Origin of the sequence: Butyricimonas sp. Marseille-P3923 (genome assembly GCF_900184685.1) — a bacterium.
Classification (GTDB): domain Bacteria; phylum Bacteroidota; class Bacteroidia; order Bacteroidales; family Marinifilaceae; genus Butyricimonas; species Butyricimonas muris.
This window is the reverse complement of the sequence record NZ_FXXL01000004.1, coordinates 255,218-279,826: the sequence shown is the minus strand read 5'-3', so window position 1 is coordinate 279,826 and position 24,609 is coordinate 255,218. Positions and strand designations below refer to the sequence as shown.

Here is a 24,609-nt window from a genome sequence, read left to right as displayed (position 1 = left end):
AAACAAAACGTATGAGCAGCCGACAACTTATCGCCCGTGGGCAAACCACGCTTTACATACAGAAAGATTCCTACACAATCAGCCAATCGCTCGGGGAATATGTCTTCCCCGCAGACCATTCGGGGAAGCTACTTTCTGCCGTTACCCTGACCTCGACCATCAAGGTCGTATTGGGTGATTCGGAATACAAGGACTTTACCATCGGAGCGATTATCAAGCCGACGGGTTTTTCCTCCATAACAGTGGACAACAGCCGGAAGACCGTAACCTATACGGTTGCTTCCGGAACAACAATCCTTGCCGACCACGGTTCTTTGGATATTCCCATTACCATTGCGGGGACGGTTTACCGCCTGTCGTTCGTCTGGTCGAAAGCGAAAGCCGGTACGCCGGGTCCAGCAGGTGCCGATGCCAACCTGCTGGACTGGGTACGAGAATGGAATACGGGGAAAACGCTCATCGACAGCCATACCGTCATCACGCCGAAACTCTTTGCCGGTGTGAAGAACACAGACGGAACCATTACGGGTACTGCCATCGGCCGTTTTGCCCTCAGTACGAAAACCGCTTCGGGCAGTATTACCACCGAAACCATCGACGGGATCTGCGGGTTCAAGAACGGATACAAAACCTTTCTTTTGGATAACGGCGGCAACGTCCAGCTCGGTTATGGCGACCAGTTTGTCCGCTATGATGCTGCAACCGGCAAAATCACGTTCGGTGCGGGTGTCAGCCTGAACTGGACCAATGCCATCCAGCAAGCCAAGACTGAAACGCTTAACGCCGCTGCTGCTACTGCCCAGAATAAAGCGGACGCCGCATTGGGTAGTGCCAAAAGCTATGCCGATACCAAAAAAAGCGAAGCCGTTAACAGTGCTGCCGCTACCGCCCAAAGTAAGGCCGATGCGGCTTTGAATTCGGCCAAAAGTTATGCCGACACGAAAAAAAACGAAGCCATCACGCAGGCAGGCAAAGATGCGGACAGTAAAATCTCTGCATTGACCACTACGCTGAACGCCTCCATTGCCGATGCCAAGAAAGCCGGTACAGATGCCCGTGCCGTGGCGGATGCTATCACCTCGAAAGCCAATACGGAAGGCTGGTCGAACAAGCTGACCTACATCGATGCAAACGGCATATTCACGGGGAAACTATCCGCCAACACCGTCAGCGCCATCAACATCAACGCCTCGCAGATTACGGCAGGCACCATCGCTACCGCCCGTCTGAATGCTGCGGAAATCCGGTCGAACATCATCAATGCGGCTTACATCAACGGTCTGACGTGTGCTTTCGTTCGGGGCACCATCGGCGGCTGGACCATCGGTGCAACCACGTTATCCAACAGCCACATCCTGTTGGACAGCGGCAACAAACGGGTGGTCGTGTACGGGGCAAGCTCTGGAGCGACAAGCGGCAAGCGGGTGCAGCTTTACTACAATTCCGATACGGATTTCGGTTTCTATGCCACGGATGCCGCCGGCACTTGTCTTGCCCGTTTCGGCTCGGCCAACCAGATTGCCGGGTGGAACATCGATGCGAACCGTATCTACAAAAACAGCATCGCATTGGGTGCGGACGGCTCCATCACGAACGGCAGCAAGTGGAAACTCAACAACGACGGTTCCGGCAGCATCGCGTCGGGGAATATCTCATGGAATGCAGCCGGTGCGGTAACCTTTTCGGCGGCGGTATCGCTGAACTGGACCAATGCGGCCAATTCGGCATTGGCGTCCGCCAAAACGTATGCTGATACCAAGAAAACGGAAGCCGTCAATGCAGCGGCAGCAGATGCCACCAGCAAGTCCGATGCTGCCAAAGAACTGGCACGGGCGATGGCATTCGGTAAAATGCTCTACCGTGATCCGACTTTCCGTAACGGCAATAATAGCGCCAATGTCTATAACAATGCAGGTAACGGTACGGTGACCATAACCCGAACCGGCGCATCGGCTCCCAATGACAGCGGTTATGTATTGGAGATTAAAACTACCGGAAGTGCCTCTCCCGGATTCGGAGGCTTCACGTTCTATACCCAAACCGGATATAAAAAGATATTCATTGTCCGTATCATAGCCAAAATTCCGGCCGGGCGAAAAATTGCCTGGGCGACAAATAACATCGGTACGGGCGGCTCCAGCAAATGGCTGACTCCGACAGCCGGTACGGGAGACTGGTGCGAGTATATCTATAAAGTAGTCTGCGGCACTGCATCCTTTTCCTCGACCAACTTTTTTTATCTGACAGGTGGTGCGGCCGCTACAGCCGAAGCACCGGTTACATGGCAGGTGGCATACGCGACCGTGTTCGATGTCACTTCATCGGAACGGTACACCACAACCATCGATGCCAACGGTATCTATACCGGTACACTGACTGCGACGCAGGTCAATGCCATCGCCATCGACGCAGGCAGTATCCGGACGGGGACGCTCAGTGCCGACCGTATTGCTGCGGGGAGTATCAACTCTTCCAAACTCGACGCGACCAGCATCAAAGCCAATATCATCAACACGGACTATATCAACGGTTTGACCTGTACATTCGTGCGGGGCAAGATTGGCGGCTGGACCATCGGGGCGGACAACATCACGGCCGGCAGTGTGGGTGCTGTCGGTGCCATGCCGATTCAGATTCGCTCGGCGGCCAGTGGCTCGGGCTATTGGTACAGCGGTGCCTATAAACCCTTGGGCATCGTAATGACATGGCGTCAGAGCAGCAATGCCGGGCATGTGGTCTTCGGACAGATCGCCGCTTCGGGCAGTACGGTCAAGACGGGCTTTCTCGGCATCCAGATGATGACCTGGGACAACGTGGAATACTTCTGTCTGTCGGCCAACTACACAAAATCGGGAGCCAAGGAGATTTATAACCGCATTGCCGGCTGGGCTTTCGACAACAGCCGCATCTGGAAAAACAACGTCTCGTTGGGCGCCGACGGCTCCATCACCAACGGTACGCGGTGGAAACTCAACAACGACGGTTCCGCCTCGTTCGGCTCCGGACGCAGCCTTTTCAACACGGATGGCTCGGGACAGGTGGCCAACGGCAAATTCAAGTGGGATGCCGCCGGCAACATCATCGCCCAAGGAGGTAAATTCAAGGACGTGACCATACAGGGGACCATCCGCAGTGCCTTCGTCCAGAACGACCCTTCCATCTGGATTGTCGTAGGCGGCGGCACGACCAGTGATGTACAGACCGACCCCGTGCATTACGACAACGTGGTGTGTACGCAATCCGGAGGCTGGAACGAAAACATCAACCTGCAATGGACACTGGAAAACTCCGGCCGCCGGATTTGTCTGGTCAATTATAAATGGGGCTCGACCGTCTCCACGGGAGTGATGAGCATCACGGCTCCGAGCGGGAAATATTTCTACGAAGATGGCATCTCGAAAACGACGCTCAAATTTTCCCGAGAGGTCATCGAGATGATCGGTTACGGGGACGACAAGACCTTTTTCGGATGGATTATACTCAACCGCCGGGACCTGATGACAACCAGCCGATACGGAAAGTTTCAGCAAATTCTTGTTACAGGCATTGTTACCGGAACAACTTCCAGCGCATCTATCCGCTATTTCTGTTTCGACGGTTCAAAATCCGTATCCGTCAGCCGATTGGGAAAAGGCATGTACCGCGTCTATCTTCCCTCTTCGTGGGGATTGTCGAGCCGTTACCTCGTCATGGCTACCGGAATCTATTCCACGGCGGAAAACACCCCGATTTACCCGACAGTAAAAGCGATCTATTCCTACTATTTCGACATCTACACGCAGGACGATGCTTCCCGGAATGACGGCTCGTTCAATTTTCAGGTAATCAGTACGGCGGACTGGGATTTGTGATCTTTTTTGGAGCATTGTCACCTGTTCCGTTCCTTAATATGCTATTCTTTCATAAAACCTGCTATATGAACATCATCCGTATCACGACGACAAAGACGGCGCAGGAACGCACGGACCGCGCCTTCTACAATCTGGACTTCACCATCACCGACAACGCATTGGAGCGGGTGGTGGCGACTGTTTACACCCCGGAAAGCCGCCCCGACAGCGACACGCCTCCGGTCTTTATCGGCACCGTTACTTACGAAAACGGACAAATCTTCTGTTCTCTGCCCAAAGAAGTGTCCATTGCCGGCATGATGGCCGACTTCGAGAACTTTATGGCTCTGATCCAGTCCGCCGTTACCGCCGAGACAGCAACCGAATAACACGAAAACCAATTATCAGCAATATGGAATTAAACATCAAGGACCGGCTCTACATTCCGGTTATCCTGCCCAAAGACGGCACATTCAAGGAGTTCAACACCAAGAAAGAGATTCTCCGCAAAATCGAAATCTCCGCCAAGGAGCGCGAAGCGGTCGGTCTGCACGAGAATGAGGAGAACGGTCGCATCGAGTGGGACATCGAGAAAGACACGCCGCAGTCCATCGCTTTCACTGCCGACGAACTGGCCTACCTGAAACAGGCGTGCGAGAAAATCTCGGACGAGAAGCTGCCGGACGACATGTGGATGGTCGTGGAGAAAATTTATGACGGGAAATAGTATGAATTTGCAGCACAAATTTCCGTATTAACATTAGTCTGGCATTGCCAGACTAATGTTTTATAGAACTAAATAAAATATCGATAATCGTATGTTGCTCCATTATATTGATGCAGTAAATTACCTACTTGTGCCAATGTATTAGAAGTGTCAATTGTTGCTGGCAATTTCGTATATAAATTGAATGAGTTCCAGTTCATCTTCGTAAATCCAATAATTTCAGAAGCAATAGTAGATAGATCTCCTTTACCATAATACTTAGTTATTTTTAGAGGAGCTGGAATACACCTGCCACCGGGATAGTAGCGCCGTCCACCCCGAATTGATGGAACAACACCATGTGTCCATAGTAAAGCATTTCTTGATGACAGTTTTATGCAAGTTCCACGCGATACCGGATATGAATCGTCAGAAATATTGTTGTTATAAACTCTTTGTGCTATAAATTTAGCATTGTATTCATAATTGATGGTTATCAAGTCGATGTCTTTAATTCCCGCTTGACTTAGCGCATGAGTAATGCCTTCAATTTCTTCATTTCTAAATGGTGTTCGTTTGTGAATGACAACCCTGCGAGGTAATTTATCCATAGATTTAACGAACAATTCTCGTATGGTAATTCCAAATTTGAATGCTTCCTCATAAGTTAAGTAAGGATTCTTTTTCCCATCAAATTGAGGTTGCTCAACTTTTGATAATTTGTATCTTAACCCTTGACCTTTAGCGTTGTATATGTGGCTACAACCCAAAACGATGTCCACTTTTCCTTTACTATTCGTTTTGACGCTATAACCAATGCCTGCATACGCCGTATCTGAATCAAGACTGGCTAATGCCCAAGGGATACGCATTGCCTTAACAAATAAAGCTAACGACAACCACCAACAGATTTCGCACACCATTGGATCACTCAGAGTCTTTTCTTCTATAATTTGAGTTGTAAAACTGTGCTGAGCTGCATAAGCCTTTATATAATTGTGTAAATCAAACGATTCGCTGTTATGCTTGAATTGTTTGTGAATACTCCAAGATGTAGGTATGTAAATTACAACCACAATTCCCGGATATTTATCTGCTAAACTACCGGCTTGGTGACATATTGATTGTGCAAGGCTTATCGTATCTCTCGGCGTATCTTCTGTTTTTATCCACTTATCTGTATTGCGGTCAGGAATCTCCAGTAATGTTTTATATATACTGTGAAATCCTGTATATGGCTGAATGTAATCCGAATTATCGTTTGCCTGTACGGTTGTGTTTAAGCGTTGTAAAAAAGAGTTGAATCTATCCGTGTGAGCATGAGGGCAGATCACACCCAGTCTTACATTTTGAGGCAAAACATCTTTTTGCCAAGAATCATAAGGCTTATGATTAGATAATCCTCTCATAGGATTTGAATCTAAAAAAGGTCTGTCTGCAAATGTATTTACGAATTCTAATTCAGGTTCTTTGAGTTGAAGTCCCCGGTAAATCGTTCTTCTATTATCATACGATCTTGAAAAATATCCTCGTTCGTTGTTGTCCTGATATTGTATTTCGGAAAATCCGCTATTGTTGCTTATTTGGAATTTAAATCCACTGCCAGAATTTTGAGGGAACTCAAAAATAAGGCGTGCATTGCCAAATACAATATTCTCCCATTGGATAAGTTTATTGCTATATGCCTGGTTCCACATTTTATCCAGATATATCCGTGCATACTCCTGCTTTTTCTCTTTTGAAACCGTGCGTGGGTTTTCTATATATATTGTTGGTCGCAAGGAAAGCAGGGCGTATTTTTGTTGTGGCACAAAAATAAGTGAGCATTCTATTGCTTCATGAATCAATATGCCATTATCGTTCCTGAAAATATCAGGTCGCCAAAGTGTATTATGCCTAACATCAACGTTGAGACCCCGAATTGTCGATATACTTTGTAGTATTGCTCTTAAAAACAGTTCCCTATAACTGCTTTTTTGCTCTATATCGTCTATTGAAACAGGAATCCGTTCAATATCACTTTTGAGTCGGGATCCGAATACATTGTTAATGGCAGAACCGGTAGATAAAGCATATACCTTTTGCTTGTATGGAACAGCTATAATACTTTGGTCTTTAGTTAGCTCCCTTAAAAGAGCCCAAGGTCTTTCATCTTCTTTATATTCAATCTCAAATTGAAATAGTTCCTTAGGAAAGATTATGGGATACAAATTACTTTTCAAGTATTTGTCCGTCTTCGTGATATGAATAGAAAATGGAGATGTATTGTCGTCTTCAGGGACGCTCTCCAATATAGACATAATTTCTTTTTGTTTTTCTACGTCTGAATGGAAACTATTCATAACCAGCGAAAGCATCGTTTTATCAAAACCGTCAGTATCAATATAAAACGCTTCCCGCTTTGCATTTTTTGCAGCTTTTAATAGGGTTTCCACTTCTGGTGGTATATCAGAACCATAACCACACCAATATATGCGTCCAGAACCTCTTTCTGAAAATGCTTCCGTTAATGCCGACATTAGCGATTTATCACGACCGCTATAACCGATTACTATGAGATTCTTATCGCTAAAATATCGTTTCAATGCTGCCACAAAAGTCGGGTGTTGATTATCCAACTCTTTGGAAGTATTTTTTAACGATGTGTATTTATAGTCCCCATGTAAAGCTATATATAGTAATTCATTGTTACTTTCAGTCCGATATATTCGATCAGTACAATCCAGGTTTATACAGATAGGCGTTATGTTGGCTTGTTGAGCCGCACGTTCAACCAAGCCATCGAAATTAGTTGACCATACAGATTTGACAATGCCGTATTTGTTCAGAAGACATAAAAGTTTATACCCAATATAGGGTTGCTTTCCTTGAGCTAAATGCTCAAAATATTTTACTCTATCCCCCTCAATGGGCAATGCTTTTTCCGCATAAAAGGAATATTCATGAGCATCCCCAACAGGTGGATATTTACCTTGATTATCAAGCCATTTCTGAATGATGTTTTTACATGTATCTGATTTAGGATCAATAAATGAAGGAGTTGAAGACTGGGAAGAACAATAAATAAGTTTCTTCCAATCCCATATACAATCGTTAGCAGAAGGCATTCCTGAAGTAATAGATGCACCAGCACCTAATAGAAATGCAAAAGATGTATCTCGGTTCTGGACAAACGAACGAATAAAAGCATCAAAATCCAAATATAAATTGTGCTGGTCCATATTTTACTGAATCTTTATCTCAACTTACAGCATCCTTTCTATAAAAACATAAATGCTGTTGCAAATTTAACAATTTGACTTAATGCGAACAAATATAAAGGCTTAATAATTAACGGAAATAGAATAATCAACTATTCAGCTTATAATTGATAATAAATCCACTTCACAGCAAATCTATAAACCATTCTATTTTTTTGTCGCTAATCTTTATCAGTAACACGCAGTACCGGCGCACCTGTGTCCGGGGCTTTTCAATACTTGTTTATGGCACGCATGGACATCACGATGAATCCCTCTTTGGGTGAGGTAAACACCTCGACCGGTCTGGCCGGCAAGGTGTTCTACCCGTTTCGTCTGTCGGGAGAGCAGGACGAAAAACGGGTTCGCGGGGAGATTACCGTCCCGGCGGACTTCACCGTGCGTCGCCGTGGCGAACAGGGTTTCTACGTCCAAATCCCTTACACGCCACTCTACAAGGAGCTGCTCGTGCGCCTGCGTTTGGACACCGGGACGGGACATCCCGAATATGTCGTCAACTCCACGAACAACACCACCTGGTTTCCCGTGTATTTGCAGGACAGCGAGGGTGCGACGCAGGTCATACGGCTCTCCGAATACGAGACCATCAATGAAGAGGGCCGTTACCACCTTGTCCTTCGGGACGGCTGCCTGCTTCTCTATTCCGGTGACGACACCGATCTGGAAATCGGTGCCGCCAAATACCAGAACGAGGTGTTCCTGCTGAAAGCCTTTCCGGGAAACCTGTACCAGTATCCCACCACCGGAGTCGGGCTGATCGACTTCCTGCACGGCAACTTCGAGAACAACAACCTCGCTGCCAGACTGCAAGCCGAGTTCAAGGGCGACAACATGGTTATCATCAACGCCTACATGGATTCCGTTACCGGAGAACTCTTATTAGAAACCGAAGAAAAGGAGGAACAGAATGGGTAAATATACCGTCACCGAAGGTCAGAACCTGTATGATGTAGCCCTGCACCTGACCGGTTCCATCGAGGGCATCGTGGACCTGCTGATCTGCAATCCCGCACTCTCTCTGGCCGATACGCTCCACAGCGGGGACGAGCTCTTTTACACGGACGATTTCGTCATCAACGCGGATGTGGTCGCCCGATACCGTCGGGAACAAATCGTACCGGCCGGCGGAGAACGTAACGTTTATCCCAAGTATCCGTCTGGCAACCGCCGTCTGTGGTTCACGCTGGAAGCCGCACAAATCGCTACGGCTTTCTCCCTTTCCGGCAGCGGTACCGCCGAAATCGACTGGGGCGACAACTCCGCGTTGGAACCCGTAGTGTTGAGTTCCTCCGTGCGGCTTATCGAGCACCGTTTCGACAACACGGTCGTCACACCCCGGCAGGTACGCCTTTACGGGGACTTCACCTTTCAGAGCCTCGATTTGAGCGCGTGTAGTGCCCGTCGCATCCGTCTGTCCGAGCCGCTTCGCTGCGAACGGTTCTCGCTTTGCGGCGGTTCATACCCGTTGGACTTCGTACCTCTGTTAGACGGTGTCTTCCGGATGGACCTCAGCCGCCTAAGCTGCGGAACATTGCTACCGTTGGCGGAGTGCCGGCAGTTGATGACACTCGATCTGACGGATGCCGACATAAGCCGTGCTGCCGTCGATGAATACCTGATCCGGTTGGTCACCCATCATTACGGCCGCCGCAGCTGCGACCTCACACTGCCTGTCGTTCCCTCCGGCACATACGCGGAACCCGTGCGGGATGCGGTCGGTGCATGTGTCCCCGCCACCGGTCTGGAAGCCGTTTGGTTGCTCACCCACGAGGAGAGCTGGAACGAAGGCGGCGCCTGGGTCATCCGTACCCCTGAAAAATGCTATCGTTACATCCCCAATCAACCTTGAACCCATGAGCCGAACCCTGAAAGAAATATACGATGAAGCCGTCCGGGAACGCAACAAGCGCATGGAGCTGAACGAGTTTTCCAGCGACTCGAAGCTCTCCATCCTGAACGGTATCACATGGACGGTCGCTGCCGTCATCCACAGCTTCGAGACCCTGCTCGATGTCTTCGCCTACGACATCTCCGAAACCATCAACCGACGTATCAACGGTACTCCGGACTACTACGCCCGTGCCTTGCTCCAGTACCAGAAAGGCGACGAACTGACCGTCCGCGAAGACGGTCTGGCTTTCGGGTACGCCTCCGTGGACGAAAGCAAGCGTATCATCACGCAAGTGTCGTATGACGAAAGCAGCGACGACGTGAACCTCGACAGCAAACTGGTCTTGAAAGTCGCCACAGGGGACAAGGGCAACCTGTCCGCCGTAGATGAGGAGGAACTGGTGCAGATTCGCGCCTATCTCGCCAAAATCAAGTTCGCCGGCACCCGCGTCGAGGTTACCTCCCTGCCTGGCGACCTACTGGTACCCCGGCTCTCCGTCTTCTGGGACGGTGCCATCTCCGAGGCGGAGGTGTTCGACAACATCGAAGAGAAGCTGAAGGAGTACATGATGAACATCGAGTTCAATGCCATCGTCTATGTCTCCAAGGTCATGGAAGCCATCCGCTCGGCCGAGCATGTGACCGACGTGTGGATCGACGAAGAGGCCACGCCCCGGCAGGGTGTCTTTTTAGCCTGCCACAACAGCGAAGGTATTTTAATGCCGATGGAACGAATCGTCCGGATGCGGCATACCGCCTCGGGATACCTGCGCCAGTCCTCCGGGAAGGGCGACGAAGAGCAGATACCCAATTTCCGACAAGCCCTAAAACTCAGCGTCGATGGACAATAACAGATACCGATTGCCAACCGACAGGCTCATCAACTGCCTGACCCCGCATTATCTGTCGGGACGGCGTTACATCCTGCTGTTGCAGAGCCTCGTGTGGCCGCTGCAAAGCCTGAATGACCGTTTTTGCGCATGGGCACGGGAGCGGCAGATCGAGGCGCGCATGACCTCGCAGGTGATGTGGTTCGAGTGGTGGCTGAACTACCGGTTCCGTCGCTACTTCCGCGACGCCTCTGACGCCATTTACATCACCGACAGCACACCGCTCGGCGTGGACCTCTACCACGAGGGTGCGACGGTCGGCCGGCCGTTTACGGTGTGGTACGAGGGTGAGCAGGTCACGACGGATAGCGACGATGAAAATCCCCGGCCGTTCCATCTGTTCATCGAAGAGAAAGCCATTGCGAAAGTCAGCTTCATGGTGTGCGTGCCGTCCATCACCATCCCCACGCAGGAGTTTGTTTACATGCTTTCCTATGCGGTGAACACCTACCGCACGGCAGGCAAGACCTATCTGATCAAAATAGACGGCGAAGAGCTCAAACCCAATAAAACGAAATCATGAAAGAATTCATCGCGGAACCCGGCGGCCGTTATACCTACGCCGACGATATCATCAACTTACAGGACATGGTGTTGGCCGTCGGCAGCCTATTAGACGGCTGTTCCAACTTCATCGTCTCCGGCTGCCAGTGCCAAGGTGCCGTCATTACCCCCGGATACGTCTGGTTGGGCGATAAAATCCGCCGTTTCGAGGGGTGTGCCGACGCTTCGTATCCGTACTACATCTACGAGAAAAACAGCAACGAGTCGGTCACCTATGCCAACGAAGTCAACAAACGCGGCCGTGCCTGCTACCTGGCTTCGGGCGGCCGTTCCGTGCCCGATACCGTCGATTCCGTTACGGGAGCCTTGCCCCAGTACATCGAGGTGACGGCCGACTATGCACCCCGGCTGGCGGATAAATTCTTTGGCCGCTACGCCCTGATGACCGACAGTCCTTTTGCCAGGCAGACCGTCCGCAAAGACCTCCTGCTGACCGGCACCCTGACCGTCGAGAAAGGCATCGAGAGCAAACATTCGCTGCTGGTCTCCCCGACAGGCAGCAAAAAGATTCTGCGGGGTTACTTTTCCGAAGCCTCCGTCGCCCGCCTCGAAGCCGGCACGAATGCGACTCCCACCGCCGCTGTCGTATTCGACCTGCTTAAAGGTCGCATCATCATCGAAAGCAAGGGCGTTGTCGCCGCCACTTTCACGGAGCGGCTCTGCACCTTGTCCGACCTGCGCAGCGACACGGTGCGTGCCGGATCGCTTTACCTGACGGGCAACCAACTGAAAAACATCGCCGAGCGTAGCGACAAAGGAACCGTCCGCATCAACTACGACGGCTACAATGAGGGCACGGCCTACTTCCGGAACTTCGAGGTGTACGACGGCAAGCGGTGTACGCTGCCGCTGTTGCAGGTCTGCGGAGCCGACAAACGGGTGGCGGTACATGCCGTGCTGGCCGTCGATTCGGCGCATGGCATCACGCTCTCGGACGCAGACCACGTCCTGACGGATGCCGCATTCGGCGGGGTGATACGCTGGTGCGACCTATCGGGAGCGGAAGCCGCCATTGTGGGCTATACCGAAGACAAACGCCCTCATTTTTCCATCACCAACACGGCAGGAGGTATTCTGCTCGTCCCGAAGAACTTCGTCGATGTGCAGGGCGATTTGCAGGTAAACGGTATCTCCATTGCCAAGACCTACGCCACGCAACAGGCCCTGATCGACGGACTGAATAAGAAAGTGGATGCCGTCGAGGGCAAGGGGCTATCGACCAAAGATTTCACCCAAGAACTCTACGACAAACTGAGCGCCATTGCCAGCGGCAACTTCGCCGGGGAGGACACACCCCAGAGCGAGGGATACGTCACCACAACGCAGGTCGCCGCCGAACTCCGGAAAAAGGCAGACCGCCTGCTTGACGGTCTGGACGAGGGTGAGCGGCAGACCGCCGCCGGGAATCTGGGTGTCTATTCCAAGAAAGACGCGGACAGCCGTTTCGGCCGTCTTGCCGAGCTGTTCCAGGACTACATCACCTTTTTGGTCCGTCAAGGAAAAAGTTCGGTCCAAGCCCAGCAGATGCTTCGGGAGAGGTTGGCCGCCGCCGGCAGCAAAGACCTTGCGGACAACTATGTGCGGCGGGATAAGAAATTGTCGGACCTCGCATTACCCGATGACGATGCCCGTAAATTAGCCTGCAAAAATATCGGGGCTGCCTACGCCGCCGACTACCAGCCCAAACTGCTCGATACCGGCTGGCTCCAGATGTCGAACAGCGGTTCGGGAACCGATACCAGCAAGCTGTTCGTGCGTCAGATCGGCAGCATCGTCTGCATACAGGGACGTATCAACACCGCCCGGCGTGACGGAAGCAACGAGGGCGGCATCATCGCTGTCATTCCCAATAAGGTCGAGCCGCCCAAATACGGCTTGCGCACCACGATGGCACACTGGAACGACGACCATAAATACAACCGGGGTTCGTCCTTTACCATCGATGCCGGAAGCCGCTACGTCCGTATCTACGAACGGGGCATGTACAACACTGAAATCAATATTCACTTTTCATACATGACGTAACATGAAAAAACTCAACATCCAGCGTGACCTGAACAGCCGCGCCGCCATCAGCGAAAAACGCCGCCGCACGCACAGCGTCGCCCAGGCATCTGTCGAACCCGTAAAACCCGAAACACATGGCACAAGCGAAGAAACACCGGGGCGCGAGGATCACCCGCAAAGCGGAGCAGAACCCCGCAAAACGTCCCGGAAAGTCCGGAAGGCCGAAGGGGACGTATAAGCGTTACCTTTTCGAGGAGACCAAATTGGGATTCTTCCTCAAATACGAAGTCCCCGAAGTGTTCCAGCTCATCATGCAGTCGTTGCCGGCGGGCAGGCACCGGGCTCCGCCCTTGCCGCTGATCCGTATCGTCTGCTCGGCCTCCAAAGACCCGTCCCTGCGCAAACCCAAGTTCCGGCGTTACATGGAACTCTACGAACGGGACGGCCTCTATTGCCGCCGCGCTACCGTGATGACCCCGGCGAAGAAACCCTTCTACGACGAGATGCGGCGGCACAAGTTGGAGAAATTCATCTGTCGGAACCGGAAACTCATCTCCGCCATCCGCCGCCAGATGGTCGAGGACGCCTCGAAGGTGGACACGTCGAGCCTCTATCCGGCGGAGCGCCTGCGTCTTCCGTGGCAGAACCCTACGACGGGAAAACCCTGAAACGATTATTTGCAGGATAAAATAAATCGTTTGAAAACAGTGGGTTATCCACTTTTTCAGCAAACATTCAACCGTTTATTTTGCCCGCTCGTGAAAGGAGGCTATTTTTGTAAACATTCAATTGAATCCGCCCATTCGGGCGGCGCATAGGGAAAGTGATAAACGGAACGGTATCGTCCGGCTTTCCATCCAGTTTCTAAACTGAAGAGCGGCGGTGCATCCGAACCCGTCCCTCGTCGTCTTTTAGATTCTTCGGCATTAGTAATTTTATCACTTTCAACACTATGCAAGACGAAAATCTTGAAAGAGAGAATCCGGTTTCCGTGGAGGATTTATTCCTTGCCTCGCAGGAGACTTATGCCCAGGCGCAACAGCGGGCGCAGGAAGAGAACAAGGCATTCGCCCGCACCGAGTTCTTCCGCATGGACAAGTTGGGCGTGTACCGCCTGCGCGTGCTGCCCATCGCACCAACCACCGACGGCGTCCTTGCCCGTCCGGGTTACGAATTTCCCGTCCACCAACTGCTGCTCGAACTGGAGAAACCGTCCACGGGCGGCAAAGCCTCGTACCTGTACGTGACCGTCCCGCGAGCTACCGATGCCGGTTATCCGCTGGACCTGATCGACATCTACCGCAAGGCTGCCGTGGCGGAAGCCAAGGCACAGGGGGACGACAAACTGGCCGAGAAAATCGGGGGCGGCAGCTTCGGCGGCGGTCTCAAATACAGCTACGGCCATGCGCTCTACGTCCTCGACCTCGACGAGCGGGCCAAAGGCCTCCAGCTTCTTACGCTCTCGCACAGCCAGTTCAAAGACCTCGACGAGCGGAAATTCAAACTCTGGCAGAAGAAACTGGCCAAGAATCCCAACCATCCCTGTCCCGTGTGCTCGGTACACGATGCCTATCCGGTAGAAATCGAGAAGAAAAAGAACGGTGGCAAGACCGAATACCTCGTGAGCATCGACAACGAAAGCGACACCGACGTGCTCTCGAAGGAGGAACTTTCGGCCCTGCTCTCAGCGCCCCGCATTCCCGACATCATCTACCGCTACTCGCGCTATCAGGCCGAGGCGACCGTCGAGTACCTCAAGCAGTGCGATGCCCGTTACGGTATGGCCATCATGGAGACGGACGAAATGAAGGAGGCCATCGAAACCATCATGGCCGCCCTCCCGAAAGAGGACACCAGTTCCTTCTCGTTCGACAAACGCACGAAAGACAACAAGGACAACCCGGCGGCCGGAGCCGCCACCCTCGACGACCTGTTCGAACGGTTCGACAGCTTGCAGGAGCAGGGGTTGGGCGACCGCACCGAGCAGGGACAGGAACTTCGCGGGCTTATCCGCGCCTACATCGAGCAGGAAGGTCTCCAGATCCGCGTGACCCGTTCGACCTCGAACAAAGAGCTGCTGGATATGATCGAGGAGGCGATGCAGGGTCCCGTCCCTTCCGAAGAGGAGGAAGCACCCGAACTGTCGGCCGAGGAGGAACCCCGTCGCCGTCGCAGATAAACAGACACATAGAGTTATTCATTTCAGGGAAGGAGCAGCCTTGTGCTGCGCTTCCCTTTCCTACATCACATGCTTATGCCAAAGGAAAAGAATTATCCGTGTCTGTTGTTACTGAACGACATACACGTATCCAAAGATAACATACCCGAATTTACGGCCAACTGGCGGGAGGCCCTCGACATCTGCCGGAAGATGGACATCCGGGATATCGCCCTCGGCGGCGACCTCTTTCTGAGCCGTGCCGCCCAGACCCTCGACGTGCTGCTGGCCGTTCACGACGCCCTGCTATTAGCTGCCGAGTACGGCATGCGCGTCACGATGATTAACGGCAACCATGACAAGGTAAACCAGGAATCGCCGCGCGGCTACTGCCACATATTCGACCAACACGACAACGTGCTGGTCGCGGACGACTACATCGCCTTGCCCTGTCCCGACGGGCAGCGGTTCATCCTGCACATGGTCGCTTACTTTCCGGAGAACGGCAGCTTTCCGGAGAAATTGGAGCGGGTGCGTCTCGACCCCGAACGGTTGAACTACCTGTACATCCATGAAGGCATCAACGGGGCACTGTCCCAGCCTTCCGACAACGAACTGCCTGTACACCTCTTCAAGGCGTTCGACAAGGTGTTCGTCGGCCATTACCACAACCGGTGCATCATCCCGAAAACCCGAATCGAGTATATCGGTTCTTCGCGCCAGCACAATTTCGGCGAGGACGAGGAGAAGGGATACACGGTCATCTACACCGACGGTACGCACGAGTTCATCAAGAACAAGGTGAACACGCGCTACAAAGTGCTGGACGTGTCGGCCGAGCGGGCGAGCCTGCACCTCATGGACGAGCTCAGGGAGATCGATGCCGACGGCCGCTACAAGGTCAAGGTGCGGGTCCATGCCCCACAGGCGGCCATGAAGTCGGTGGACAAGGCTGCGCTCTTGGAGGCCGGCGCCACCAAGGTAGAGCTTATCGCTGATGAGGAAGAGATGCTTGAAGCATCGTCCTCGTCGCTCTTCGAGAAATTCGACAGCCGCCGTATCCGCGAGACTTACGAGGAGTTCTGCCGCGAGAAGCAGATCGATGAGGTGGCTGTCGGACTGGAATACTTATCTAAAATCGAGAACAGACCATGTGGAAACTGAGAAATATAGAGGCGGAAAACCTGTGCGCTTTCCGCCGCCTGTCGTACACCTTGCAGCAAGGCGTTACGACCCTGATATTCGGCGACAACCGCGACAACGACTCCCAGCAGTCGAACGGTGCCGGAAAATCCGCCCTGTTGGAGAGCATCGCCATCGGCATCACGGGCAGTCCGCTGCGTAAGATACGTTCGGAGGAAATCATCAACGATGCTGCCGAGGAGTGCCGTATCAATTTACATCTGGCAAACGACGCTTCCAATGAGGAACTCATCGTTTCACGCTGCATCCCCCGCAAAGGGACATCGACGGTTACCTGTACGCTCCGGCGAGGCGGCAAGAACGTAGAGACAGACGAGGCCGTACAGCCCTCGGTCGATGCCTACAACCGCTACATCCTCGACAAATTGGGCATCACGCGCGACGAGCTGTTGAACAACTTCATTCTCTCGAAATATCGTTACGAGGACTTTCTATCGTCATCGGACAAAGAGAAAAAAGAAATCATCAACCGCTTCTCGAACGGCATCCTTGTGGATGAAGCCATCGCCCGTGTCGAGGAGGACATCGAGCCTCTCGGCAGCGAACAGCAGAAGATAAACCTCGAACTGGCCGGTATTGACGGGCGCATCGAGATGTTGTTAATGCAAATCGACCGCGAGACGGCGGCAGGCGAAGAGCGCGGCCGCAATCGTGCGGCCCGCATTGCGGAACTCGAAGCCTCCATCGCTGCCAAACGGGAACAGATACGTGCCCGGAAAGCGTCGGCGGACGAAACTGACGGAATGATGGAGAAAGTCCGGCAGGCGGACGAAGCGTTGCAGGAGCTGGAATCTTCGGACACCTCGTTGGAAGAGTGCCTGAAAGCCATCGAAACGTTTATGCCGCTCTTCACGAACACACGGCGCACGGACTGGGACCGTACCCTCCGACTCAAAAAGGAGGATATGGAAATCGCCCGCGCCTCTCTTGACAACCTCGATGCTGCGGTCAAGCACGCCGAAAGGACGTTGGCGGAGAAACGTGCGGCATGGGAACAGTTCAAAAAAGATTACGCCAATTTCTGCTCGCAGTACGAGGAACAGACGGCGGGTTATCAGTCGCGGTTGCAGAAGATAGACAACCAGTTGCGCGACCTTGCCGGACGTCTGGACGAACTGCGCCGCAAGCGCCGTACCGTCTCGGCAGGTATCGACGAGCTGGCCAACAAACTGGCCGGTTCAATTACATGTCCTGCCTGCGGGCACGAGTTCTTGGTGGCACAGCCTCAGTTCGACATCGAGGCAGGCACGAAGGAGCTGCGTCTTCGCCAGCAACAACTCGGAGAGTTGAACGGCCGCATAGAGGCCGGGGAGAGACAATCCGAAGAGGTAGAGATGCGGCAGAACCGTATCCGTACCGAACGCCGCGACATGGAGAACGAGCACCGGGATTGGGAACAGAAACTGTCGGAACACGAGCGAGCCGTGCGCAGTGCCACGAGCAGCGTCGAGGATACGGAGCATAACCGCAAGCGCATCCAAGCCGGGATTACCGCCATGCAGGAGGAGATCGACGGCATTCGCCGCAAGGTATTCGACGAGGTGTTCGGGTTCATCGACGAGCGGGGTGCCGCACTCGGTCGGGAGAAGCGCAAAGCCGAAGAGGAGATTCGCGCCGCCGAGTGCGCCGTAGCGACCTTGCAGGAGACCATCCGCGAGGTCAATGAGGCTGCCGCGGCCGACCTGACCCAGTCGCTTCGCGCTACGCTGAAACAGGAAAAGCAACGCTCGATGGAGACCGCCAAACGCAAGTTCAACGTGGACGACAAAGTGCGGGCATTGGAAGTGCAGCGCGAGCGTTTCGTACAGTTCAAGACCTACTTGGCCAACACGAAAATCGAGACCCTCAGCCGCATCACCAACGAGTTCCTCATCGGTATCGGCAGCGACATCCGCATCCGTTTCGACGGTTACACGGTGCTCAAAAGCGGCAAGGTGCGCGAGAAAATCTCCATTTCACTGCTGCGTGACGGCGTGGACTGCGGCTCGTTCGGCAAGTTCTCGGCAGGTGAAGCCGCCCGCGTGAATTTGGCGACAATCCTTGCCATGCAAAAGCTCGTCAACGCCAACTGCGACGACGAAAAAGGGCTGGACCTGCTCGTTCTCGACGAGATACTGGAGGCGGTGGACGAGGCCGGTCTGGCGTCCATGTTCGAGGCACTGAACGCCCTCGGCGGGACCGTGCTGGTGGTATCGCACGGGAATGTCGCGGAGGGATATCCCAACAAACTGGTAATCGTCAAGGAGCATGGAGAATCGCGTATCGGAGAATAGCCTCCTGACAAGGGAGCAGGTGCTGGCGTTGGACATCGCCACACACACGGGATACTTCTCGCTGCACGAGGCCGGAGTATGGAATTTCACCGAGTCGAAACGCCGCAACGGCAACAAGATGCACGGCGCATTCCGCACGATGCTCCTCGCTTACATGCGCCGTTACGGTATCCGGCAGGTCGTGGCCGAGGATGTGGCTGTGAACCGCCACTTCTACGACATGCGCCGTCTTTCGGAGCTGCGGGGCATTCTGCTGGAGGTCTGCGACGAATTGGACCTGCCGGAACCCGAATTCGTAAATCCTGCGACATTGAAAAAATGGGCGACGGGCGACGGACACGCCACTAAGGCGCAGATGATCGCGGCGTGCAAGAACAAATACGGCATCGTGCCGGTGGACGACAACGCCGCAGACGCCTGCCATCTTTATCATTACTATATCCGCAAATATCGTATTTAAGAAGTTATGACAAACATTTATAGAATTGACGCACATAGAGTTGCTGACAGATTGAGATTCAGATTGAACCATCAATCCGTCGGCCTATGGAGCAACAGGGAAAGCCACTCCCGGAAGAGGAGTTAAAAAATATCGAACTGCGTACCGAGCTGTTCAACCGCTACATCCTGCCCAACAAAAATCTGGTGTACCGGCTCTGCATCCGTTACACCTACTTGCAGGAGAACATTGCGGACAATTACAGCGAGGCATTAGTGAACTTTTTCAAGTACATCACCACCTACGATCCCCAGCGGAGCATTCTCAACTGGATACACATCGTGACCAAACGGTTCGTCATGGAGCAGAACCGCCGTCACGGCCGCCTGCCCGTTTCGGAAAACGTGGACGTCTATTCGCTGGCTTCGTCGTTGAGCGATGAAGACGACACGCACGGCAACGCTATGGGTATGGAGAACTACCGGGAGTTTTACAACGACGACATCCTGAATGCCCTCGATTCGCTCAAACCCATCTACCGGGAAGCCCTGCTGCTTCAACAGGCGGGATACAAGTTGGAAGAGATCGTCGAGATTTCATACCGCAACGGCAACATGAAAAGCCGGAGCCTCGACACGATGAAGAGCCGGATTTTCCTGGCGAAACAGCAGATGCGCAAACTCATTACGCCCGATGGAGAGAAACGATAAGACCCGTGTGACGGTATCACTGTTCGAGATGCTCGTGCGCCGGCTCATCGATGCCTCGTTCCGCTTTCCCGGCGGAGAGTCGGGACGGCGGACGGTGGCGGCCTGTTTGGAGCTCCTGCGTACCCACGGCGGCGGGGAGCTCTCCGACGAGCGTATCGCGGACTTCTGCATCTGCCAGGTGCATGCCATCAGCCGGTTTGACGAAAGCTACCTGTCGTGCCGATGGATGCCGTCGCACTCCTTCGGACCCAAAGCCCGGGAGCGTTTTGCCGCCACCACACCGGTACGCCGTTACCACGAGGACCGATGGCTTCAGGAGGCCGGGCTCAACCGTGCCGCCTTGCCGCTGCTGCTCAAAGACCGTCGGGAACATCCCTTGTGGCAGTTCCTCGATCCGGCATACGAGGAGGCGACCAAACAGCGGGTGGTGAACACGCCTGTGGGTTACTACGTCTGCGGTATTTCGACCTTGCTGTGGAATCCGTTCTCGGCCGCCTGCCGGGGATGCTCCCGCGTCGAGCTCTGCCGCAAGCGTACAGCAGCCCGTTATCCGGAACTCTATCGCTTGCGCCACGAAGAAGCTGAAAGGAGAAGCCGCCCATGAAAAACGCATCTGTCAATCCTTTATCGGCGGAGTTTCTCTACGAGCTTTATGCCGCCGCCCTGCGCTACGACACCCTGTGCGGTGTGGTGGCGGAGAATATGCGCAAGGAGTTCCTGCCGGACCGCAGCTTCCAGAAAATTCAGGAGGTCATCGCCAACCACTACCGTACCTATAAGTCCCCGCCGACGTATGCCACGCTCTCTCAGACATTCCAGGGCGACTACGATGCCATCGAGCTGTTGGAGACCTTCCGCGAATACGAGGAGGAGAACACCAACACGGAGTCCCTTACCGACCTGCTCGAAGGTTACATCAAGGGCGTGCGGTTGCAGAAAGTCTATACCGAGGTCGGCAAGCTCTACAACCAGAACCGTCAGGACAAGGCCGAGGCGTTGCTCGCCGAATATGCCGGGTGGCTCTCGTCGTTCACGCTCCGCACCACGGCATTCGTGGACGTGGCGAAAACCTTCCGGGAGCGCTTCGAGCACAACCGCCGCCGCGAAGCCGAGAGCCGCGAGAACAGCCTACCGCAGGTGTGCCGCTTCTACATCCCGTACCTCGACGCTCTGAACGGCGGCCGGGACCTCCGGGGGCAACTGACCTGCTTTCTTGCATCGACAGGCGTGGGTAAATCCCATCTTGCCAAGCACATCGGCATCCGTGCCGACATCGACGACGGGCTGCATGTGCTGCACTACCAGTTGGAAGGTTCCGAGCAGGAGGCGCTGGACGCCTATTCGGGCGGGATGATTTCCCGCAATGCCTACTACTTCGAGCAGGGAAAGATTTCCGACCGGGAATTCAAGCACTTCGAGGAGCTGGTGATGAGCTACGCCGGCAGTATCACGGTGCGTTCGTTCCCGCGCTTTGCCGCCCGCATCTCGACGATGGACATCAAGAACGGGATTGCCGAATACCGCAAAATCAACGGTTACTCGCCCGATGTGGTCATCGTGGACTCAATGGACCTGCTGACCGACGCCACGCGCCGCCAGTGGGGCGCCGAGCATGAACGCTCGAAACGCATTGCCGTAGCGAACGACCTCAAAGACCTGGCGGCGGACGAGAACGTGTGGATGGTGGTGACCTACCAGAGTACCATCGAAGACCGGGACTGGCTCAACAACGAGCGGAACGTGCTGACCGAATACAACTGTTCGGAGGCGAAGGGACTGGCGCGGCCCTGCACACATCTGATTTCCCTGAACCAGTCGTCGGCCGAGCGGAAAGAGTGCCTGATGCGCCTGCATGTGGCCAAGAGCCGGTTTTTCCGGAAGGGCGACACCATCAAAATCGCCACCGACTACGACAACGAAGTGTTCTATGACCCGCAGCGGTCGATGGCGTTGCAGCAGATGGAGGAAACATAAAATTGATTGGGAGATTCCCAATCAATTTTATTCTGTTGGTATTGGATCATCTATATTTCTCGACGGATAACCGTATGTATAATAGTCTATATATTCTCCATTATATGATAATATTTTTAGAATAACTCTATGAAATAATGTTCTATACGCATAAGATTTTCGAATAATTTCCTTATACCTCTCATAATCCAAGGTTTTCATGGTACCATGAGCCATCAAATTACGAGCTTTAAGAGCTTCTTTTTCTAAAGGCCCTATAATAATACCAAAACGGTCAAACAATAAATCTATTTTTTCATTTCCACCCATATTGTATGCTCCATCGATTTTATTGAGAATCTTTTGTCTATATACCACATTTTTTTCTTCAAGTTTAGCTTTGATTTTTTCAACCTCATCTTTTATAAGATTTCTATATTCTTTTGCTGGCATATACGTACTTTGTTGTCTATCATTAGTCAGATCTTTCAATGAAGCACTTGCGATAGCTTCTAATGCACTGGACAAGATTGGCAGATTTACACCAATGGGAGCATCTTTGGCAATCCAATAATGGGCTAAAGCATAATTTAATTGAAGCACCTCTCTTTTTTGTAGATATTGTGGCATAAGAGTAAATATTGCACTAATAAAAGTTTGATAATTGGCATAATGATGACAATCAATAGGAGGGTCGGAGACTTGCTGCAATTTTTGTTGTAGATTTGATATTGATGGTGAGATACTGATTTGACATAAGAAGTCATGGTCTTTATAATAAGATATGCCAACTAATGTCATTTGTGTCCCAATAACAAAACTTAACAATTCTGTTGCCGCCAAAATTTCTTTATCGTCAGGAATTCCTCCAAAATTTTCTCTACATTCAATACATAATCCATTTGCTTGTTGGGGAAGGTATAGTTGAGGGACCTTTGATAGAACAATAATTTGTTTATCACTAAGTGATATAGGAAGGTAATCACGAGAAGTTTGGTATGTTCCTCCTGGTATAAACATTTTTTCAATAGAACATTCTTCGTCTAAGCCCATTCTCTGTTTGGGAAATTGAGGATTATTAGTTCTTTGTGTCGTAGCTGGAAATGGAATATCATGTTTTGAGCATAGATACCAATATTGAACCTTATTGAATTGAGGAACTTGTTTCTTTGATTTGGTAATGGATGCAATACTAAGATTTGCCTTAAACGAACTTCGACTTAAATCATCAATATTTGGCATTACATTATAAGTGTCTATTATCATGCCCTGCAATATATATGTAAACCCATCATTTCCTATCCCTAAAATGGTCTCACCAAATGTCATTTCACCTTTTGAGATAGAAGGGAACAACAAATCAGAGTTAATAGCATCTTGTCCCTCTAAAATGCCTCTCAACTTATAATCGTCATCTCTGAAAATCGTGATTGTATAAGTATCATTAAAATGGTACAAATTGCCTTGAGATTCTAAATGTTGAATAACAACCTTATTATCTAACACTTCCCATTCTAAATAATCTATATAACAATTCTGCTTATCCATAATCTCTGTTTTTTCTATAAATATATTACATTATCTGCAAAAGTACACTATTGCTTATTCTTTCCCTGTGTTTTCTAAAAAGTTTCTCACTAAAATCATTTTTAATAACCATTTCATGATAAGGCGGGCTATTTCTTTATATGTACATCACAGGGAAAGAATATGATTTGTTGGTGGCCGAGCTCCGGGCGGAGCTTGGGGCGCGGACGGACGGCGGTGGGAAGAACCTCATCGCGCGGTGTCCGTTCTGTGGCAAGGACGGAAAATTCGGGGTCTATATCGGCAAGGAGACGGTGCGCAAGAAACCTTTCATGGCGCACTGCTTCTCGTGCGGACGCTCGACCACCACTTTGGGAAAGCTGCTCGAAAGCCTCGGCCGGATGGACCTGCTGCCGACGGAAACGGTGGCATTCGACGAGCCGCTTCCCAATGCACTGTTTCCGTTGGAGGATGCAGAGGACGAGGTCGATGACGAGTTGGGCATCGTATCCCTTCCGGAATACTGGCGGCGTACCTTTACCCATCCTTATCTGCAAAGCCGGGGATTTACCTACGACGATTACGACCGCTTTCCGGTGGGCACTACCTGCCGGCTGAACCGCCGTTGGGACGACTACGTAATCTTTCCCGTCATCGACGAGGGCGACACGGTGGGTTACGTGGCCCGCCATACGTGGAGCAAGGAGGAAATCGACCTCCATAACCGTCGTGCCGCACGCAACGGGGAGTACAAGATGCTGCGCTGGCGCAACTCCACCGAGAACGACTTCGTGAAGCTGCTCTATCATTACGACGGCATCGTGGAGGGTGAGACCGATACGGTCATCCTGACCGAAGGCATCTTCGATGTGGTCGCCCTGACCCGCAAATTAGACCTGTACGACAACCGCCGTATCGTCGCCGTTGCCACCTTCGGAAAGAAAATATCCCGTACCCAGATTTACAAACTCCAGACAAAAGGCGTCCGCATGGTGGTCATCGGCTACGACGGAGATGCCGTGGAAGCCGTCAAACACACCGCCTCGGAGCTCTCCGCCTATTTCGAGGTCTTCGTGGCGGACATTCCCGATCCGGAGAAAGACTGGGAAGACCTGACGGCGGAAGAGATTTACCGTGTTTTCGCCTACGGGTTGAAAACGCCTGTCGAATATCAACTCACCAAAATACAACAGAAATAG

Annotated in this window: 19 protein-coding genes; 17 read left to right on the top strand and 2 right to left on the bottom strand. The window is 52.2% G+C overall.

Annotation, left to right across the window (positions count from 1 at the left end; all coding sequences use genetic code 11):
- Positions 1-11: 11 nt before the first annotated feature.
- From CS948_RS02855 to CS948_RS02845, 3 genes are all read left to right on the top strand, one after another.
- The gene (locus tag CS948_RS02855; RefSeq protein WP_141560868.1) at positions 12-3,851 is read left to right on the top strand and encodes a hypothetical protein; all 3,840 of its coding nucleotides are present in this window, start codon (positions 12-14) and stop codon (positions 3,849-3,851) included.
- Between the two features lie 65 nt (positions 3,852-3,916).
- Complete coding sequence (locus CS948_RS02850) at positions 3,917-4,219, top strand: hypothetical protein (RefSeq protein ID WP_099290243.1); 303 nt, start codon at positions 3,917-3,919, stop codon at positions 4,217-4,219.
- 23 nt (positions 4,220-4,242) lie between these two features.
- Positions 4,243-4,557, top strand: coding sequence for an RNA-binding protein (locus CS948_RS02845; RefSeq protein WP_099290242.1), 315 nt, complete (start codon positions 4,243-4,245; stop codon positions 4,555-4,557).
- A gap of 68 nt (positions 4,558-4,625) precedes the next feature.
- Here the strand turns inward: CS948_RS02845 and CS948_RS02840 are convergent, their stop codons facing one another.
- On the bottom strand, positions 4,626-7,757 hold the full coding sequence (locus CS948_RS02840; RefSeq protein ID WP_099290241.1) for an SIR2 family protein: 3,132 nt from the start codon (positions 7,755-7,757) through the stop codon (positions 4,626-4,628).
- 264 nt (positions 7,758-8,021) lie between these two features.
- Here CS948_RS02840 and CS948_RS02835 point away from each other — a divergent pair, with 264 nt between their 5' ends.
- From CS948_RS02835 to CS948_RS02775, 13 genes are all read left to right on the top strand, one after another.
- The gene (locus tag CS948_RS02835; RefSeq protein ID WP_240053680.1) at positions 8,022-8,711 is read left to right on the top strand and encodes a hypothetical protein; all 690 of its coding nucleotides are present in this window, start codon (positions 8,022-8,024) and stop codon (positions 8,709-8,711) included.
- Entirely contained in the window at positions 8,704-9,645 is a 942-nt protein-coding gene (locus CS948_RS02830; RefSeq protein WP_099290240.1) for a hypothetical protein, read from the top strand. Before CS948_RS02835 ends, CS948_RS02830 begins: the two co-directional genes overlap by 8 nt.
- 4 nt (positions 9,646-9,649) lie before the next feature.
- Positions 9,650-10,537 (top strand): hypothetical protein, encoded by an 888-nt coding sequence (locus CS948_RS02825; protein WP_099290239.1) that lies wholly within the window; start codon positions 9,650-9,652, stop codon positions 10,535-10,537.
- Complete coding sequence (locus tag CS948_RS02820) at positions 10,527-11,099, top strand: hypothetical protein (protein ID WP_099290238.1); 573 nt, start codon at positions 10,527-10,529, stop codon at positions 11,097-11,099. The genes CS948_RS02825 and CS948_RS02820 overlap by 11 nt, the downstream gene beginning before the upstream one ends.
- Positions 11,096-13,165, top strand: a complete 2,070-nt coding sequence (locus CS948_RS02815; protein WP_099290237.1) for a hypothetical protein — start codon at positions 11,096-11,098, stop codon at positions 13,163-13,165. Before CS948_RS02820 ends, CS948_RS02815 begins: the two co-directional genes overlap by 4 nt.
- 116 nt (positions 13,166-13,281) lie before the next feature.
- Positions 13,282-13,815: a hypothetical protein gene (locus CS948_RS02810; RefSeq protein WP_099290236.1), complete on the top strand. Its 534-nt coding sequence runs from the start codon at positions 13,282-13,284 to the stop codon at positions 13,813-13,815.
- A 284-nt stretch (positions 13,816-14,099) separates the two neighbouring features.
- The gene (locus tag CS948_RS02805; RefSeq protein ID WP_099290235.1) at positions 14,100-15,326 is read left to right on the top strand and encodes a hypothetical protein; all 1,227 of its coding nucleotides are present in this window, start codon (positions 14,100-14,102) and stop codon (positions 15,324-15,326) included.
- A 75-nt stretch (positions 15,327-15,401) separates the two neighbouring features.
- Positions 15,402-16,469, top strand: a complete 1,068-nt coding sequence (locus CS948_RS02800) for a phosphoesterase (protein WP_099290234.1) — start codon at positions 15,402-15,404, stop codon at positions 16,467-16,469.
- Positions 16,457-18,781, top strand: coding sequence for an AAA family ATPase (locus CS948_RS02795; protein ID WP_099290233.1), 2,325 nt, complete (start codon positions 16,457-16,459; stop codon positions 18,779-18,781). The genes CS948_RS02800 and CS948_RS02795 overlap by 13 nt, the downstream gene beginning before the upstream one ends.
- Positions 18,756-19,241: a crossover junction endodeoxyribonuclease RuvC gene (locus CS948_RS02790; protein ID WP_099290232.1), complete on the top strand. Its 486-nt coding sequence runs from the start codon at positions 18,756-18,758 to the stop codon at positions 19,239-19,241. The genes CS948_RS02795 and CS948_RS02790 overlap by 26 nt, the downstream gene beginning before the upstream one ends.
- A gap of 86 nt (positions 19,242-19,327) precedes the next feature.
- Positions 19,328-19,930 carry an RNA polymerase sigma factor gene (locus CS948_RS02785; protein ID WP_099290231.1) on the top strand — a complete coding sequence of 201 codons (603 nt, stop codon included), beginning with the start codon at positions 19,328-19,330 and terminating at the stop codon, positions 19,928-19,930.
- Complete coding sequence (locus tag CS948_RS02780; protein ID WP_099290230.1) at positions 19,914-20,534, top strand: hypothetical protein; 621 nt, start codon at positions 19,914-19,916, stop codon at positions 20,532-20,534. Before CS948_RS02785 ends, CS948_RS02780 begins: the two co-directional genes overlap by 17 nt.
- Positions 20,531-21,904, top strand: coding sequence for a DnaB-like helicase C-terminal domain-containing protein (locus CS948_RS02775; protein WP_099290229.1), 1,374 nt, complete (start codon positions 20,531-20,533; stop codon positions 21,902-21,904). Before CS948_RS02780 ends, CS948_RS02775 begins: the two co-directional genes overlap by 4 nt.
- A gap of 27 nt (positions 21,905-21,931) precedes the next feature.
- Here the strand turns inward: CS948_RS02775 and CS948_RS02770 are convergent, their stop codons facing one another.
- Positions 21,932-23,431, bottom strand: coding sequence for a hypothetical protein (locus tag CS948_RS02770; protein ID WP_099290228.1), 1,500 nt, complete (start codon positions 23,429-23,431; stop codon positions 21,932-21,934).
- Between the two features lie 140 nt (positions 23,432-23,571).
- On the opposite strand from CS948_RS02770, the gene CS948_RS02765 reads away from it, so the two are divergent.
- Positions 23,572-24,609 carry a toprim domain-containing protein gene (locus CS948_RS02765; RefSeq protein ID WP_099290227.1) on the top strand — a complete coding sequence of 346 codons (1,038 nt, stop codon included), beginning with the start codon at positions 23,572-23,574 and terminating at the stop codon, positions 24,607-24,609.